The 16685-nt window shown below is 59.3% G+C and carries 12 protein-coding genes; 3 read left to right on the forward strand and 9 right to left on the reverse strand.

The window, feature by feature from the left end; translation table 11 throughout:
• Positions 1 to 35: 35 nt before the first annotated feature.
• Genes ACMGGE_RS05145 through dsbG form a run of 3 tightly spaced genes read left to right on the forward strand, consistent with a single transcriptional unit; the run spans position 36 to position 3479 of the window.
• Positions 36 to 2060 (forward strand): protein-disulfide reductase DsbD family protein, encoded by a 2025-nt coding sequence (locus ACMGGE_RS05145; RefSeq protein ID WP_420293456.1) that lies wholly within the window; start codon positions 36 to 38, stop codon positions 2058 to 2060.
• 7 nt (positions 2061 to 2067) lie between these two features.
• Positions 2068 to 2679: a DsbA family protein gene (locus ACMGGE_RS05150; protein ID WP_420293457.1), complete on the forward strand. Its 612-nt coding sequence runs from the start codon at positions 2068 to 2070 to the stop codon at positions 2677 to 2679.
• Between the two features lie 41 nt (positions 2680 to 2720).
• Positions 2721 to 3479 carry a thiol:disulfide interchange protein DsbG gene (dsbG, locus tag ACMGGE_RS05155; protein ID WP_196346366.1) on the forward strand — a complete coding sequence of 253 codons (759 nt, stop codon included), beginning with the start codon at positions 2721 to 2723 and terminating at the stop codon, positions 3477 to 3479.
• Positions 3480 to 3516: 37 nt separating this feature from the next.
• Here the strand turns inward: dsbG and ACMGGE_RS05160 are convergent, their stop codons facing one another.
• From ACMGGE_RS05160 to ACMGGE_RS05200, 9 genes are all read right to left on the reverse strand, one after another.
• Complete coding sequence (locus tag ACMGGE_RS05160; RefSeq protein WP_262780756.1) at positions 3517 to 4809, reverse strand: glycoside hydrolase family 10 protein; 1293 nt, start codon at positions 4807 to 4809, stop codon at positions 3517 to 3519.
• A 7-nt stretch (positions 4810 to 4816) separates the two neighbouring features.
• Positions 4817 to 5104 carry a VF530 family DNA-binding protein gene (locus ACMGGE_RS05165; protein WP_032647326.1) on the reverse strand — a complete coding sequence of 96 codons (288 nt, stop codon included), beginning with the start codon at positions 5102 to 5104 and terminating at the stop codon, positions 4817 to 4819.
• Between the two features lie 94 nt (positions 5105 to 5198).
• Positions 5199 to 7370 (reverse strand): glycosyl hydrolase 2 galactose-binding domain-containing protein, encoded by a 2172-nt coding sequence (locus ACMGGE_RS05170; RefSeq protein ID WP_420294174.1) that lies wholly within the window; start codon positions 7368 to 7370, stop codon positions 5199 to 5201.
• Positions 7370 to 10036: a response regulator gene (locus ACMGGE_RS05175; protein ID WP_420293458.1), complete on the reverse strand. Its 2667-nt coding sequence runs from the start codon at positions 10034 to 10036 to the stop codon at positions 7370 to 7372. The genes ACMGGE_RS05170 and ACMGGE_RS05175 overlap by 1 nt, the downstream gene beginning before the upstream one ends.
• A gap of 11 nt (positions 10037 to 10047) precedes the next feature.
• Positions 10048 to 10473, reverse strand: coding sequence for a globin (locus tag ACMGGE_RS05180; RefSeq protein ID WP_024909518.1), 426 nt, complete (start codon positions 10471 to 10473; stop codon positions 10048 to 10050).
• Positions 10470 to 11864 (reverse strand): DUF3131 domain-containing protein, encoded by a 1395-nt coding sequence (locus ACMGGE_RS05185; RefSeq protein WP_167210758.1) that lies wholly within the window; start codon positions 11862 to 11864, stop codon positions 10470 to 10472. Before ACMGGE_RS05185 ends, ACMGGE_RS05180 begins: the two co-directional genes overlap by 4 nt.
• Positions 11849 to 13396: a DUF3131 domain-containing protein gene (locus ACMGGE_RS05190; protein WP_024909516.1), complete on the reverse strand. Its 1548-nt coding sequence runs from the start codon at positions 13394 to 13396 to the stop codon at positions 11849 to 11851. Before ACMGGE_RS05190 ends, ACMGGE_RS05185 begins: the two co-directional genes overlap by 16 nt.
• Entirely contained in the window at positions 13393 to 14712 is a 1320-nt protein-coding gene (locus ACMGGE_RS05195; protein ID WP_069719201.1) for a DUF3131 domain-containing protein, read from the reverse strand. The genes ACMGGE_RS05190 and ACMGGE_RS05195 overlap by 4 nt, the downstream gene beginning before the upstream one ends.
• A complete protein-coding gene (locus ACMGGE_RS05200; RefSeq protein WP_045910593.1) occupies positions 14709 to 16526 on the reverse strand; it encodes a glycosyltransferase in 1818 nt (605 codons plus the stop codon). Before ACMGGE_RS05200 ends, ACMGGE_RS05195 begins: the two co-directional genes overlap by 4 nt.
• Positions 16527 to 16685: the final 159 nt, after the last annotated feature.

Here is a 16685-nt window from a genome sequence, read left to right on the forward strand (position 1 = left end):
CACACGATAATTTTTCACTGTTCACGGAGTACAACATGGTTAACCTCTTCAGGGGATTCGTCTTCCTGTGGCTGTCCTGCATCGGCATTGTCCATGCGGCAGACACCGGCTGGCTGGTCTCCCCACAAAACGATCACGCCCGCATCCGCTTTCAGGCGGAGAGGGAACAAACGCATGTTAAAGGCCTGCTCACCGTTGAGCTAAAGCCCGGCTGGAAAACCTACTGGCGATCGCCGGGCGAGGGCGGCGTGGCGCCGAAAATCAGCTGGCCGGAAGGCGTAACGGACAGCTGGTCCTGGCCGGTGCCGTCGCGCTTTGATATCTCCGGCATGACCACGCAGGGCTATCACGATAAGGTGACGATCCCGATTACGCTCGACGGAGCGAAGGGCGACACGCTCGACGGGACGCTGACGCTCTCTACGTGCAGCAACGTCTGCCTGCTGACGGACTACCCGCTGCACCTCGATTTTACCCAGCCGGTGGATGAGGGCTTCCGCAGCGCCTTCGGGCAAGCGATGCGCGCCGTGCCGGGTTCATCAGGCGTGTCGTCTGATCTTTCCGCCTGGCTCTCTGGCGACAAGCTGGTGATTACCGGCACGATGGACGGGAAGTGGGACAATCCGGGGATCTACTTTGACCCGCTGGAGGGTGACATTCTGCCCGGCGAGCCGGTCATTAAACATGACGGCACTACGCTTCGGGTGACGGTACCCGTGACCGACGAATGGGGTGATAAACCCGCTTCGTTGGCAGGCAAAAGGCTGTCGTTTGTGCTGACCAACGGCGATCGGGCGCAGCAAACCACCATGACCGTTGGGGCAACGCCCGAAGAGACCTCCGTGCCGGACGGGACGGGAAAAATGGTGCTCTTTGCGCTGCTGGGCGGGCTGATCCTGAACCTGATGCCCTGCGTGCTGCCGGTGATAGGCATGAAGCTTAACAGCATCTTGCTGGCGGGATCGAACAGCCGCGCCATCAGGCTGCGCTTTCTGGCCACCAGCGCCGGGATCCTCACCTCCTTTATGCTGCTGGCCGGGATGGTCACCGCGCTGAAGCTGGCCGGAGCGTCGCTGGGGTGGGGCATTCAGTTCCAGAACCCGTGGTTTATCGGCCTGATGGTCGCCGTGACCTTCATGTTTGCGCTGAACCTGTTTGGAACGTTTGAGATGCTGCTGCCTTCTTCTGCCGCAGGACGGCTGGCGACGGCAGGGGGATCGGGGATCTGCGGCAGCTTCTGCGAAGGAATGTTCGCCACGCTGCTGGCGACGCCGTGCTCCGCACCGTTCCTCGGTACCGCGGTCGCCTTTGCCCTTGGCGCGCCGCTGCACGCCCTGTGGCTGATCTTCCTGATGCTCGGCGTGGGCATGAGTCTGCCGTGGCTGTTCGTTGCCCTGGTACCGAAAACGGCGATGCTGCTGCCGAAACCCGGCCGCTGGATGAACACGCTCAAGGTCATCCTCGGCATGATGATGCTGGCCTCCAGCCTCTGGCTGGCAACGCTGTTGAGCGTGCATCTGGGCGAGGCGGTCAGCCAGATCGTGATGCTGGCGCTGACTGCCGCTGCGCTGGTGCTGTTCGCGCTGAAGGGGCAAAAATCTTCGCCGCTGTTCTGGCTGGTGGTCATCGCGCTGTCGGCGTTCGGCGGGTATCAAGTGCGCGGTCTGCTTAACGCGCCGTCTGATGCTCCGGCACAAAGCGTTGCGCAAACCGTCCCGTGGCAGCCGCTCAGTGAAGAGGCCATTGAGCAGGCCCTGGCGCAGGGGAAGCGAGTGTTTGTGGATATCTCGGCGGACTGGTGCGTGACCTGCAAAGTTAACGAGCATCGCGTACTCAGTCAGCCGGACGTGATTGCCGCGCTGCGCCAGCCGGACGTGGTGGCCCTGCGCGGAGACTGGAGCCAGCCGTCCGCGTTTATCGCGGATTTTCTGGCGAAGCGAAACCGCTACGCCATTCCGTTTAACGCGGTGTATGGCCCCGGTCTGCCTGAAGGGGAAATTCTCTCGCCGCTGCTGGACAAACGCACCCTGGTTACCACCCTGAACAATGCAAAAGGCTAACTGTGTCATGAAAAAATTCCTTATTACGCTGCTGCTCCTGCTGGCCCCGCTTCAGGTATTTGCTGCCCAGCCGCTGGCGCCTGACCAGGAGCAGCGCGCGCAGAAGATGATCGCTGATTTCCTGTTTAACGATCCAAACTCCCCGCGCATCGGCGCGAAAAACCCAAAGCTCACCCTGGTGGTGTTTACCGACTACAACTGCCCGTACTGTAAAAAATTCGATCCGTACCTGGAGAAGATTGTCGAAAAACACCCGGACGTGGCGGTGGTCTTTAAGTTTTTACCTTTCCGCTCGGAAAGTTCGCTGACCGCCGCACGAGACGCGTTAACCCTCTGGCGTGCGCATCCTGAGCAGTTTATGAAGCTGAACCACACCCTGATGGCGAAAAAGGGGTACCACGATGACGCCAGCATTCAGGAGGCGCAAAAGCGGGCGGGCGTGAGCGTGACGACGCCGGACGAGGAGAGTTTTCTGACGATCAGGCGCAGCCTCATTGTGGCGGAAAAAATGGGGATCCAGGGCACGCCCGCTACGCTTATCGGCGAGGGGCTGCTTCCCGGCTGGGTGCCGTTCGAACAATTCGACGAAATGGTCAGTGACGCACTGAAAAGCCGCTAACCTGAAGGGAGCGAAATGCCCCCGACAAACCGGAGAGGGAAATGAAAAAATTACTGTTACTTTCGGCGCTGGCGACGTCAGGGCTGGCACAGGCGGCTGAAGCCATACCGGATGTGGTGAAGCACTTCAGCGAGCAGCAGAACATCAAAATCATCAAGAAGCTGGATGCGCCGGGCGGCGCGCCAGCCTGGCTGGGGCAGTATCAGGATATGGGCGTGACGCTCTTTCTTACGCCGGACGGCAAGCACGTGATCTCAGGTTATCTTTATGATGACAAAGGGAAGAACCTCAGCGAGGGCTATTTCCAGAAAGAGATCTACGCCCCAATGGGACGCGAGATGTGGAAAAACCTCAACGCGGCGCATCCCCTGAAGGAAGGGGCGGATAGCGCCCCGCGTAAGGTCTTTGTCTTTGCCGATCCGTTCTGTCCGTACTGCAAGCAGTTCTGGTCCGAGGCGCAGCCGTGGGTGAAGGCCGGTAAGGTGCAGCTCAATACGCTGCTGGTGGCGTTCCTCAACCCCAACAGCGGACGCAACGCCGCCGCCATTCTGAATGCGAAAGATCCGGTTGCGGCCTGGCGCGAATACGAGCTCTCCGGCGGCAAAAAACTGCCCAAGCCTGAAGGCGAGGCTTCCCGCGAAACGGTTGAGATCCTACAGAAACATCAGGCGCTGATGGACAGCCTGGGCGCTAACGCCACGCCGGCTATTTATTATCTGAATGCGGAAAACGAGCTGCAGCAGGTGGTGGGGATGCCGAATGCGCAGCAGCTCGAGGCGATGTTCGGGCCGAAGCCGTAAAAACAGGCAGAAACGGGCGTTTCTGCCTGATCGTTACTTAGCTACCCCAGCGTCCACGGAGGTAGTTTACCGCCTGCTGGGTCTGCGGCTGGTTCAGGTAATCTTCCCGGAACAGGATGGTGCCGTTGACGTTGGGCAGCGAATCGTTGAGATCGAGCTGCTTTTTCAGCTCCGGCACGCCGCCCTGAACCGTCCAGTCCGGCTCGTTTCTCGACGGTTCGCCCACCTTGTAGAACGCAATGCCGATATAGAGGCGCGTGTGGGTCGGCTTCACGACGTCGGCCCACCATCTGGTCAGCACGTCGTAGCGCGCGGCATCACGCGCGAAGGGCCAGTAAATCTGCGGCGCGATGTAGTCCAGCAGGCCCTGCTGCACCCACTGACGCGTATCGGCGAAGGATTCATCATAGGCCGCGGCGCCCCGTGTGTCGGAGCCTGCCGGGTCAAAGGAGCGGTTACGCCATACCCCCGCCGGGCTGACGCCAAACTCAACGTCGGGCTTTGTCTGCTTGATCGCGCGGGAGACCTGGACGATCAGCTGCTGCGTGTTGTGCCTTCGCCAGTCGGCTTTTGAGGCAAATCCCTGGCCGTACTGCCGCCAGGTCTGCGAATCATTCAGCGCGGAGCCCGGCGATTCGGCATAGAAGTAATCATCAAACTGCACACCGTCTACCGGGTAGTTCGCCACCACTTCGGTCACCACTTTGGTTATCCAGTCCCGCACCTCGGGAATGCCCGGGTCGAGCACAAAGCGGTCGCCTGAGATGCGGACCCATTCCGGGTGCTGGACATAAACGCTGGACGGCGTCTGGTATGACGTCCGGTTCAGGGCGGCGATGGTGGACGGTTTGGTGTTGGTCGACACGCGATAGGGGTTAAACCAGGCATGGACCTTCATGCCGCGCTTGTGCGCTTCATCGAGCATAAACTGCAGCGGGTCGTATCCCGGATATTCCCCGATGTTGCCGGTCAGCATATCCGACCAAGGGAGAATCTTTGATGACCAGAGCGCCGTGCTGTCCGGCTTCACCTGGAAAAAGACCGTGTTGATGCCGAGTTGCTTAAGGTTGTCGAGCTTTGCGATCAGCGCCTGCTTTTGCATCGCGATGCGCTGGTCCTCGCTGCGGCCATTCACCGAGGCCACCGGGGGCCAGTCGAGACGCGAGACGGTCGCCAGCCAGATGCCGCGCATCGGCTGGTTTGCCTGCGGCGTCGGTTTGCTGACGGTGGGGAGAGGGGTAACCAGCGATTTCGGTGGTTTTGAGGAGCAACTCACAAGTAAAAGCGCGCAGGCAGCCAGCGCACCGATCCGTTTTACGTGTCGCGTCATTTGCGTATTAGCTCTTGATAATCCGACTGTTGGCCCAGGGATTAAAGGCGGGCGCCGCCTGCTCTGTATTTCCCTCATCGTTGAGAGAGTCCAGATACAGGGCTTCCACTTCCGCGCGCGCCCATGGGGTGCGGCGCAGAAATTTCAGGCTCGATTTAACGCTGGGGTCTTTTCTGAAACAGTTAATTTTGATGCGGTCGCCCAACTCGCTCCAGCCATATTTCGCCACCAGGGCGTTGACCATCATCTCCAGCGTTACGCCATGCAAAGGATCTTTGGAAATATGTGCAGTCATAGGCGTCCGGATGTCTCGATTTTTAGGGGATTGGGGTAAACGCTGAAAGGGTACAAGAAAGCAGGGGAAGCGGCAATTTTCCTTTTCCCCTCGCTCACTTTATGACGGACTCCGTGCGCTGATTTTCGCCGACAATTTTTCCCGCACTGTTTTTTATCGTAAACCGAATCGACACGTCATCCTGGCCCGTGGGCGTGGCCGTCAGCGTTTTAATCATCGTTCCCGAGTCTGCTGCGATCGTCATCGACGTCGTGCCTTTTGCCAGCACCTTATCGCGCTGGGTGATGCGCCAGGTCAGACGGCATTCGCGGCACGGTTTCCAGGTGTCGTTGATGGCCCACAGACGCACGGTCGCCGCCGCCCCGGATTGCCACTGCGCGGTGACCGGTTCAATGGACGGTAAAACAGGCTGGTACGCACGTTGTAACGCGTAAAACCCGGCTTTAGGCTTACGCAGGTAGTCCACCACGCCCCAGTTGATGGAGGGCCAGGTTTCTACAAACATGAAGTGGAACAGGGCCGTCACCGGCTGGTAGCGCTGTCGGCGATAGCTTTCTGCCGCCGTGGCCACCAGCTGAGACTGGTACGCCTGAGTATTGCTAATCATCGCCTGAATGTTCTTCCCGCGCGGAATACCGGCAAACTTAAAGGTCTGGAAGGGCTGAAAATTATGGTATTTCCAGACGGTCCAGCCGGGATCGTCAGCGGCGGTCGTTTTTGGCCAGAGCGACGCCGCCGGGATGATGGTTTTTAGCGTCGATAAGCGGGGAAGCGCCTGCGCGCCGAACTCGGTAATGATCCCCGTTTTAGCCGGTGCAAGCAGGTCGCGCACGGTACCGAAGTACCAGCCCGCCCAGTAATGCTCCTCGACGGCGGAAAAGCGATGCACGATGCGAGAGGTATCTTCGGCAAGCGTATCCGCTACCTGCTGCGTGAGCGCGCGATTCAGATCCTTATTCCAGTCCGGGAAGCGTTTTTCCATCCACGGCGAATTCCACGGCGGTTCGTTATGCCCGCCCCAGACGATGATGGCGGGCGAATTGCCAAACTGTTCGACCATCTCCCGCGTCTGGCGAACCGCGTTTTTCGTAAAGGCGTCTCGGCTGTCGTAGCCCCACTGCAGCGGAACGTCCTGCCAGATCATCATCCCCATCTCATCGGCCACGTCATACAATGCACGTCCGGCAACGTGTCCGTGCACGCGTATGGCGTTGGCGTTCATGGTTTCCACCAGACGAAGATCGCGACGGTATTTTTCTCGCGTCATGGTGCTGAGCCAGGGGGAACCGATGTAATTACTGCCCTTAATGAAAAGGCGTTTGTCGTTAATGAGCCAGCCCTTATTGTCGGGCTGTTCGACGATCTTACGCAGCCCGGTACGGGTGACCGCCGTATCCATCAGGCCGTTTTCATCCCGCAATGCCACGCGAATGGTATACAGGTGCGGTTTCCCCGTGCCGACGGGCCACCACAGTTTTGCCTTCGGCATGGGCAGCGTCACCTGCACGGAATGGGCGCCGCTTTCGAGGGTAACCGGAAAATCAGCCTGATAGCGCTTGCCGCTGAAATTGGCGGGCGTGGCGGTGAGCCGCAGGGTCGCCGGGCCCGGATCGAGTGCGCGATAGCGAATCTCCGCCTTTAACGCCGGGCGAGTCAGTCCCTGCGTCCAGTCGGGCCGCAGGATGGTCTCATCAAGGGTAGCGCCCCGGCTAAGATGCAGCCTGACCGGTGCCCAGATGCCGCCTGAGTTAGCGTCCTGTCCTTGCGGCGACCAGGCCCCACCGGGACGCGTGTCATGCTGGTTAAGGATCCCCTTCATGAGCGTTTTATGCAGCGGCCAGACTTTAGTGGGATCTTCGTAAGGGCTGTCGACCCTGACCACGAGCTGGTTGTGACGTTGTAACGCTGAACGGGCATCCAGCGAAAAGCGCTGAAAATAGCCCTCATGCTTGCCCAGCGGCTGGCCGTTCAGCGTCACCTCTGCAAGATAATCGACGCCATCAAACACCAGAGTACTCATTACGTCGGGGGGCTGCACGGGGAGGGAAAACGCGTGCTTATACCACAGCGCGCCCTGGTGATCGTACCCGGCGCTGTACCAGTTGGCAGGAACCTGAAGCGGGCGCCAGCGAGATGCGGCAGGATGTGCGCTGTCATTGGCATCCTGAACCTGCCATTCTCCTGCCAGAGACCAGCTGACCGGCACGGAGTTCGCCACCGTGTGGGTGATCAACAGGGCAAAGAGCAGCGCGCAGTTGCGAGTCATCATGCGTTTACCCCGCGTGCGGTGAGCCACGCCATCAGGCGCAGCGATTCCTGGCGAAGGTTGTCATTCAGGGCCGCAAGCTGTTGCCCATCCAGCGCATGCGCGTCGCTTTCCAGCACCTGCAGCTGCTGTGCGAGCGTGCTGAAGTCCAGGGTGACGGCCTCTCCGCGCAGCTTGTGGGCCGCGCGGCGCAGCGCCTCGCGATCGTTGCTGTCGATCGCCTGGGTAATGGTTTTGATTGCTTCATTTAGCCCTTCGCCAAACAGGGCCAGCAGCTCTTGCACCAGGGCGGGATCGTCAGCGCACTGCTTCAGCAGGCGTGCTTCATCCGGAAAAGCGGAGGTGTCTTCGTGGTGCTGGAGTACGCGAGCAATCTCTTCAGCGAGACGCTCCTGGCTGATGGGTTTGGCAATGTAGCCGTCGAAACCCATGTTAAGACAGCGCTCTTTGTCCCCCTGCATGGCGTGTGCGGTCATGGCGACGGTGGGCTGAGCCGGGCCGGGGCGGGACCGTTCTTCTTCACGCAGCAGGCGAATGGCGGTTTCACCGTCCATCTCTGGCATCTGAAGGTCGATCAGCAAAACGTCCCACGTATCCTCGCGCCAGCGTTCCAGCAGCGCGACGCCATTATCGACGATCTGACAGGTGTGGCCGAGCCGCTCGAGCAGGCGCGCGGCGACCTTCTGGTTGACCAGATTATCTTCGGCCAGCAGGATCCGCAGTCCCGTGGCTGCAGGCGAGGCGACAGGCGCGGGGGTGCTTTCACCCACGGGCACCGGCGAACGTTCAAACGCGGCGGCAATCGCCTGATGTAATTCATCCTGGGCGATAGGCTTATGCAGATAGGTCTTGATCCCGATCCGCTTCAGCATATTGATATCAAAATGTCGGCTCATGGAGCTCAGCATAATGATATGGCTCTCAGCAACCTGCGGCAGAACTGAAAGCTCAAGGGCCAGCGACACGCCGTCCATATCCGGCATCTGCGCATCCAGCAGGATCAGCGGCCAAGCCGTTCCCGTTTTAACCCGGTTGATGGCCTCGCTGGCGTTGTTAACGCAGGTGGGTTTCAGCCCCATCTGGCTGAGCATCGCTGCCAGCAGCCGTAGGTTGGTCGCGTTATCATCAACCACCAGCACGGGTTCCCCGTTAAAGCGCTGGCTATGTGGGCGCTCTCCGGGCGCAAGGGTCTGCGCCGCCAGCGGCAGCGAGAACGAAAATTCGCTGCCTTTTCCCGGCTCGCTGGAGACCGTTAATTCGCCCCCCATCGCCGCAACCAGTCTTGCCGAGATGGTTAGCCCGAGCCCCGTACCGCCGTAGCGGCGGGTGGTTGAGTTGTCCGCCTGGCTGAAGGCTTCAAAAATAGCCTTCTGCTTATCTGCCGGTATGCCAATGCCGCTATCGCGCACGCGAAAACGCCATCTGTCCGCGCTATCGTCGGGCTCAACAACCAGGATCACTTCTCCCTGATGGGTAAACTTCAGCGCGTTACCCAGCAGATTGGTCAGGATCTGGCGCAGACGCGCGCCGTCGACCAGCAGCACGTCGGGGACGTCGGGCGCAATATCAACCAGCAGCTCGATGCCTTTTTCGCTCGCCCCCGGCATGTGCGGGCGAATAAGCGACTGAATAAAGGGGCGGACAGGCACGGGGTCCGCCTCCAGCTCCACTTTGCCGGCTTCAATTCGGGAAAAATCGAGAATGTCGTTGATGATATGCAGCAGAGACTGGGCAGAGCTCATCACCAGGGTCAGATAATCGCGCTGATCGGCACTGAGAGACGTATCCAGGCACAGCTGGGTCATGCCAATAATGCCGTTCATCGGGGTGCGAATTTCATGGCTCATATTCGCCAGGAACGCGCTTTTTGCCTCATTGGCTTTTTGTGCCTCAATGGCCGAGGCGAACGCCTGAATTTCAGCCTCTTTGCGCCGCGTAATATCCTGCAGCGTGCCAATCACGCGCTCGGCGTTTCCCTCAATGGAGAGGGTGACCACCTGGCCGGAGAGCAGCATCCAGCGCAGTCCTTCGGTAGGGTGATGCACGCGAATTTCACATTCAAAGACCGGACGGTGATCCTGCTTCGAAGCGTGCAGCGCCTTGCGTAGCGCTGCGCGATCGTCCTCGTGGACCTGATTGAGGAGAAAACGTACCGGATATCGCCACTGTGTGCGCGACTGGCCCAGCATGGCAAGCAGGGTGTCATTCACCTGGAGCGTGTCGCCAGAAACCTGCCAGTCCCAGATCCCGATATGGATGGATTCCGCCGTCAGCAGAAAGTCGTCATGCAGCTGGTGGCGCGCCCGCTGCGCTTCATCCAGCTCCGTGATATCGCTGTGCAGGCTGACAATGCCGCCGTCCGCAAGACGCTGGTGCTGGACGAAGATCCGCCGCTGGCCCGCCTGCCGCACTTCGCAGTGTTTATCCTGCCGACAGTTGCGCACGATCGACTCGCGCAGCGTCTGGCGCAGGCCGGGGTCGACGTTGTAAACGGCATCGATAAAGCGTTCCGCCAGCGCCTCAAGTGTCGTCCCCACCTTCAGCCACGGGGTTATGACCGGATAAAACAGGGCCACGTTGTGATTCCAGGCCTGAAGGCGTTCCTCGCGGTCATAAATCATGACGGCGGCCGGCAGTGCGTTAAGATCGTACGTGAACGAACTCATCGTGATCCTCCCTACGCGCGGTAGTGCAGTTCTGCCTGTCGGCGCAGATATTCCAGCCCGGGCGCGATCGCCATGGCCCAGGCCGTCAGGATCTCATCGTCGCACTGCGGATCGCGCTCGCTCACCGCGTTCAACATCGCTTCGCGCCACAGGGCAAAAAATCGCGGGGGGAGGTGGAGACCGTCGTCGCTTTGCTCCCGTGCCAGGCGCTCGAGGAAATCAGGGACAATCAGGGCGCCGTCTACCGCAAGCATGGCGAAGAAACTTTTAAACAGGGTCTGCTGACCCTCCCGATCCGGCAGACGAGAAAAATGCGCTTCCGTTTCGGGTGACATGTGGACGAAGGCGTCATAGAACGTCTGAAAAAACGCGGTTTTTTCATTATTCGGAAAGACGCGGTTCAGGCTGGATTCAAACAGATCGCGATAAAACTTCACGGCGTCCTCCTTATGGTGCTTTCGCCCGGCAGACAGTGGCCGACAGGCGTGTATTCCTCTGCCAGACGGCGTGAAAAATAGCTCTCTTTCTTCGACCGACGAACGTCAAACAGCGGCCCGGCGTTGTGTTTAAAGAAAAGGGCTTCCAGAACCGTGGCATTGGTTGAGAGGGTTAAGGCAGCGTTGGTATCGCCTGTGGCTTCCTGACGGCCTTCGTACCAGCCTTTCTGCGGATCGTTAAGGTGTTTTGTGACCGTCATCAGCACGTCGGTGTACGGAGTGTCCCAAAGAGCCCACAGGGCAAAAACCGCCTTGGTCGATACCTGCGCGAAACGGGTGTAGTCCCGGCCATCGTCGCCGACAGAGTTCCAGGCATAGCCATTTCCCCAGACCGTATCCTGGATATGCCAGGGCGCCTGAGAGAGCGAGAAATCTGCTCTGGCCGTCAGGATCTTATCGGTCTCCCAGCGGCTCTTCTGGCTCAGCCAGACGTTTTCGGCCTGCTTGCGCAGGTGCTTTTGCCGATCGGCCGCAACGCCTTCGGGCTCCCAGCCAAACTCCAGACCCGGCAGCATATAGGGAAGGGTGGTAATCAGGGAGGGCTGCCACGTGGTGCGCGGATCCCGGGCATCAACGGCCAGACGCCGCTGGGCGATGATGACGTGGTGCGCCGGGGGCGTAAACGCTTTCTCCGGGGAAAACCCCCACAGTTGAAACGCCGTTGCGGCATATTCGCTCTCGCCCAGGCGCAGCTCCTCGCGCACCACCGGCTGGCCGTTTTGCAGGGAAGATGACCACAGTTCACCTTCGTCGTCGATGACCGGACAGAAATTCCAGCGCAGGATGATTTTATCGAGGTATTCGCTGTACTGCGGTTCCCGCTCTGCGGTAAGGCGCAGGGCGAGCATCAGACGCGCCATATCGCGCGCGGACCAGCCGTTTTTGCTGGGCTTGCCGCTAAAGTCGACGGGCGTCGCCGTCTGGCTGGAATAGAGTCGGCCCGGCGTCCGGGCATCGGTCAGCATCAGGCGGTTAAGGGTGCCCATGATACGGGTTAAGCGAGCGTCATACTCGGCATCATCAATTAGCCCCAGCTCTTTTGCCGCCAGCAGGGCGATAAGCGTATCGCCCATTTGCCAGAGCGTGACGCGAGGCTGTTTGTCGCTCCCGTTGACCAGGCCCGTTTGCGGCTGGGTATTATTGACGAAATAGCGCCAGGCGATCGCCGCCCACGTCTGCTCCTCCGGCGTCAGGGCGGCAATACGCGCACTGGAGTGCCAGCCGCCGTGGATGAGCCAGCGCCAGCCTGCGCCCTGATGGCCAAACAGGGCAAAGACGATCGCGCCTGCGAGGAGTAATCCCGCGAGCCCTCTGGCTAAGGTTTTAAGCATTGCGCAGTCACCGGAGGCAGTTTAACGGGCTCGTCCGCGCTGCATGACGCGCACTGACAGGCCTGACAGGCGGGTTTGGTACGCTGCGTGACGCCGGTCCGGTCGCACCAGCTTTTTACGGCCGGTGTACTGGTCAGGAACGGGCGACTGCGCAGCGCGTTGTTCTCTTCAAACTGATCGAGCAGCTTTTGATCCCACAGCGACGGCGCAAAATCCTTGCTCTTCGGGTTGTCGGTGTTGAAGGCCAGCAGTTTTCCCTCTTTTTTGAACAACAGGGCCTCCAGCATGATGCCGTTATTGTTCGCGGTGAACTCTTTGATCGGGCCGTCACCGTTTTCATACAGCCCTTCGTAGTAGCCTTTTCCCTCTTCGTTGGCATTCTCAATGGTATTCAGCAGGCGGTCGGTATAAGGGGAGTTCCACAGCACCCACATGCCCAGCGCCGCCTTCAGCGAAATCGCGGCAGCGTTAGGGACGAACTGGCCCTTATCGGTAATGGTGTTCCAGTTGTATCCGTCGCTGAAGACGGTGTCATAGACGAAGTAAGGCGCCTTATCGAGCTGGTGCTCGGAGCGCGCGGTCAGAACGCCGGTAATGGTATAGCGGTTCTCCTGAGCCTGATAAACGCGGTCAGCAAAGTTTTTCATCCACGTCAGGGAGTAGTCGCGCGGGGCGTTATCCCGGTCGGTCGGTTTATCAAAGCCGAACTCCAGCCCGTAGAGCAGGTAGGATTCCGTCACCACGTAGTTATGCTGCGACGTGTTGCGCGGATCGCGCGTATCGTACGGGACCAGCACGCAGTAGATTTCGGCCAGCTCGTAAGGCTGCGGACGGCTGGCTTTACAGGTATTAAACCCCCACAGCTGGAACCCGGCCGCGCCGTACTCTTCATAGCCCAGCCGACCTTCCTGAACATATTTCGGCTGGCCGTTCTCCAGATAGGCCCCGTACAGCGTGCCGCAGGGGTCGATTGCGTGGCTGAAATCCCAACCGAGCACCACGTTATCAATGCTGTTGCCGTATTCCGGGTAACGCTCTTTGATGATTTTCAGCCAGACCAGCATTCGCCCGATATCCAGCGCCGAGAATCCGATTTCGCCGGGCTTGTTGGTGTAGTCCACTTTCTGGCCGCTGATGGTGTTATAGGCTTTGTTGGGCAGCTCGTTGCGGAACAGTACCAGGGTGTTTAACGTGGCGAGGAATTTCAGCATCCGGCGGTCAAATTCCGCTTTATCAATGATCCCCAGCTCGCGTGCCGCCGTCAGGGCGGCCAGATAGGAGGCGCTGTCCCACATGGTGGTGGAGGGATATTTGTTGACCGCATTCACCAGGCCCGTCGTGGGCTGATAGTTGGAGACGAAATACTGCCAGGCGTTTTTCGCGATTGTCATCTCCCGGGCGGTCAGCTCGCCGCTGCGCGGGGAGTAACCTGATGCAGGGAGCTCGGTATCCGCACGCACGGTCGATAAGGCCAGCCAGCAGATCGTTATTCCCGTGAGCAGGTGGAAAAGGATCGGGGATCGTGGCTTCATGGCGTTGCTCCTGCTGAGGGGGAAGTGTAGAGGCAGGCCAGACAGAGCATCTGACCATGCGCGATGTAAGACAGACTTTCCAGCACAATGGCATTGGTATCGGCGTCCACGACGGCATTGACGCTGTTGTTGAGATTTAACCCGCGCTGCCAGCCTTTACCCGGCACCTGAAGGGCCAGAACCTGCTGGCGCAGCGCTTCGCTCCAGCTGTTGCGGAACAGGGCATACCAGGCAAACGCGGTGCGGGTGGAGGTAATCGCCACTTTCTCCGGCACCTCGTCGCGCAGGTTGCGCGCCTGAACCGGCTGCCTGTCCGGCAGATCGTTGACGTAATCCGGCGCCGGTTCGGCATAATCCGTGCTGACCGGCGGTTTTGGGCTGCGCAGGCTATGGCGCCGCTGCTGGATCTGCATAATCCGCCACGCGATTTCAGCGCTCTGCGCATCAAAGCCCAGCTCAAGACCGGTTAACAGATAGGGGAGACTGATCAGGGAGGTTTGCTTGCCCCATGGCGTGCGTAGCCCTTCATCCGGCACCATCACGCCATCCAGATCGATCATCTTTTGCCCTTCAGGCGGGTTGGTCACCGCGAGGCCTGCCGCGCTGTCAATCAGGCGCAGCGTATGGCTGGCATAGAGACGGTAGCCAAAGCTGTCCCGCTGTTCGTCATCAGTCAGCGTCCAGTGATGGAGCGGAACGGCCGCCTGACTTTGAACGTTATTTTCAATCAGTGCGCCGGTGTTCCAGAGGCTAAACAGATCGTGGATAGCCGCCGCGTGCTGAGGATAGCGCCACAGGAGGGTCTGAAGCGCCGTCAGCAGGCGGCTCAGCCCAATTGCCGAGGCGTCGGGTTTGCCGAGGATCTTCAGGGTGTCCGCATGGTAATACGCGGCAGGGAGGCCTTGCTTGTTGAGCGGTAACTGCCCCAGCGTGAACAGGGCCGTGCCGACCCTCTCGTCGAATTCATCGGCGGAAATAATGTTGAGCTGTTCTGCGGCAGCGGTCGCAAACAGGTAGCTCCCTACGCTCCAGAGACTCAGCCACGGTTCGCCGTCGCTGGCGTTCGCCAGACCGTTTGGCTGGGTATTATTCACGTAGTATTGCCAGGCGACCCGCGCCCAGATGGCTTCGTCATAGGTCAGCGCGCGTTTCGCAGGCAGCGGCGGGAAGTCTTTACTGAGCGCGATGCCGCCGCTGCTTTCCACGCGCGTGGGCATCTGTTTCTCCACCCAGACCACAATGGCAAAGCCGAGCAGGAAGCCGAGCAAAATGGTGAGGTAGCTGCGCGCGGGCAGCAGGGCATCACGTATCCTCATTGGGTGACCTCGTCCTCTTCAGCGGGCGTCCACATGGCCGCGAAAATCAGCGGCAGCATGGCGGCGATGTTCACCCCTCCCCAGAAAATATTGATGACGTAGCCGGAGGGGTCGTCCACCTGTCCACGCGCCACCTGGATACCGCCCCAGATAAGCCCTGCGAGGGTCAGTACCACGATGGCAATCTGCGGCTTCACCAGGTAGAGAAAACGGCCCGTCTGCCGCTCTTTTGGCGTGACGTGAAATTTGATCTGCTCGCCGCGCAGCACCGTATTGAGCGCGCGCAGGTTCATGGAAAAGAAGGAGAGGTAAGAGGCCCTGCCGTCCCAGGCCGAGATCCCCCACGTACCGAACATAAAGGCCAGTTCGGAGAAAATAAAAAACGGAAGAAAATGCAGATAGAACGGCGTCGACCAGGCGGACACCGGCGGAATGCCGGTAAACAGATAGATAATGGGCGAAATCAAAAAAACCGTGTTCCACACGCAGGCCATGTACGACCAGAAGGTGGTGGCATACATCAGCGTCTGGGGGAGGGAAAGCCTGAAGCGGCGACGGCTGAAGATGTTGTCATGAAACAAAATATCCAGCGAACCGGCGGCGTACTTAAAGCGCTGGATCATCCAGGTGAGCATATCCTGCGGAGAGAGCATCTTCGACTCCACCCGCGGATGCATAACCGAGCGCCAGCGTCGTGCGGCGTCACCGTGCAGCAGCACCGAGGTGTAAATATCTTCCGAGACGTGGAATTTGTAGGGGGTAAGCTCGGTGTCAAACGCCACGTGCGGACGCATTGCATTCTGCAGCGCGTCCCGCGTTTCGTCATCGCGGATGTCGCGGGTATGTCGATGGATCTCCTCTTCGACGGACCAGACATAGCTTCTCAGCGCGGCCTGCATGACCGCCTCGCGACGGTGAATGGACGCCGCGCCGCAGCAGAAAGCCGCGTTCGCCCAGTTGCGCCGCCGCAGTATCACGTCATAGAACATGCGCGGATCGTTAAAAAACGGGTCGCGGCCTATCGTGACCGGGCCAACACACTTTTGAATCAGCCAGCCCAGACCGTAGCCCACTTTTCCGGCTTTTCGCTGGCCCCAGCGCGAAAGGTTTTCTCCTTCCGGAAGATCAAAGAACCACTGCGGCGTCTGCACCCAGGCCACGTCAGGATCGCGAAAATAACCCAGCGTATGGCTGAGCAGGGTGGGAAATACGCGGGTATCGGCGTCGCAGATAACAATAAAATCGCCGTCGGTTTGCTCAAGGCCGTTGCGCAGGTTGCCGGCCTTAAAGCCGATGTTGGTCTGGCGAGTAATATAGTTAACGCCTTCCTCTTCACAGACGGCTTTCATCTCCGGGCGGCGGCCGTCATCAAGCACGTGGATGCGGTAGTCAATCGGGAACGGGTACGCCATCTTCAGGGCATCGCGAATGGATAGCCTGACCAGCTCGGTGTCTTCCGAGTAGGTGGCAATGAACAAATCCACTTTTACAGGACGAGGTTCTACGGCCTCCTCAGGCGACAGACATTCGTTAATTTCGCCGGGCGGCGGACTCTGAGGAGGATCCTGTTCTTTCCACAAATTGATGGTAAACAGCACGGTGCCAATCCACGCCAGGGTTTCGGCGAGGACCAGCGGAATGGCATACCATAGTGCGTCAGTATTCAGGGAGGCGGTCCAGCGCCAGTAAATATAATTGGCACCCAGAATAAGCGCCGCGACCGCTAACACCTGCCAGGTCATCATTACCCAACGCGGTGTTGTTAACGGCTCCGGAGGACGACGATGTTCAAAACGGGAAAAATAAAAATCCATAGTTCCGGCGTTCCTGATTCCGTGAAAATGCAGACCCATTCTGCTGCGCAGACAGTTGCCCAAAAGCGAAAGAAAATAGCGATTAAACAAGATTTAAGATAAGTGTAGAACGCCGAATAAAAGTGTCCAGCCACGTTTTTATTAATATTTAGCGGTGGT

The sequence above is a fragment of the Enterobacter sp. BNK-22 genome, assembly GCF_048684805.1.
GTDB lineage: Bacteria > Pseudomonadota > Gammaproteobacteria > Enterobacterales > Enterobacteriaceae > Enterobacter > Enterobacter quasiroggenkampii.

Bases quoted from the DNA above. Each gene is read 5' to 3' on its own strand.
- ACMGGE_RS05145 (WP_420293456.1), top strand. From the start codon at position 36: ATGGTTAACCTCTTCAGGGGATTCGTCTTCCTGTGGCTGTCCTGCATC.
- ACMGGE_RS05150 (WP_420293457.1), top strand. From the start codon at position 2,068: ATGAAAAAATTCCTTATTACGCTGCTGCTCCTGCTGGCCCCGCTTCAG.
- dsbG (WP_196346366.1), top strand. From the start codon at position 2,721: ATGAAAAAATTACTGTTACTTTCGGCGCTGGCGACGTCAGGGCTGGCA.
- ACMGGE_RS05160 (WP_262780756.1), bottom strand. From the start codon at position 4,809: ATGACGCGACACGTAAAACGGATCGGTGCGCTGGCTGCCTGCGCGCTT.
- ACMGGE_RS05165 (WP_032647326.1), bottom strand. From the start codon at position 5,104: ATGACTGCACATATTTCCAAAGATCCTTTGCATGGCGTAACGCTGGAG.
- ACMGGE_RS05170 (WP_420294174.1), bottom strand. From the start codon at position 7,370: ATGACTCGCAACTGCGCGCTGCTCTTTGCCCTGTTGATCACCCACACG.
- ACMGGE_RS05175 (WP_420293458.1), bottom strand. From the start codon at position 10,036: ATGAGTTCGTTCACGTACGATCTTAACGCACTGCCGGCCGCCGTCATG.
- ACMGGE_RS05185 (WP_167210758.1), bottom strand. From the start codon at position 11,864: ATGCTTAAAACCTTAGCCAGAGGGCTCGCGGGATTACTCCTCGCAGGC.
- ACMGGE_RS05190 (WP_024909516.1), bottom strand. From the start codon at position 13,396: ATGAAGCCACGATCCCCGATCCTTTTCCACCTGCTCACGGGAATAACG.
- ACMGGE_RS05195 (WP_069719201.1), bottom strand. From the start codon at position 14,712: ATGAGGATACGTGATGCCCTGCTGCCCGCGCGCAGCTACCTCACCATT.
- ACMGGE_RS05200 (WP_045910593.1), bottom strand. From the start codon at position 16,526: ATGGATTTTTATTTTTCCCGTTTTGAACATCGTCGTCCTCCGGAGCCG.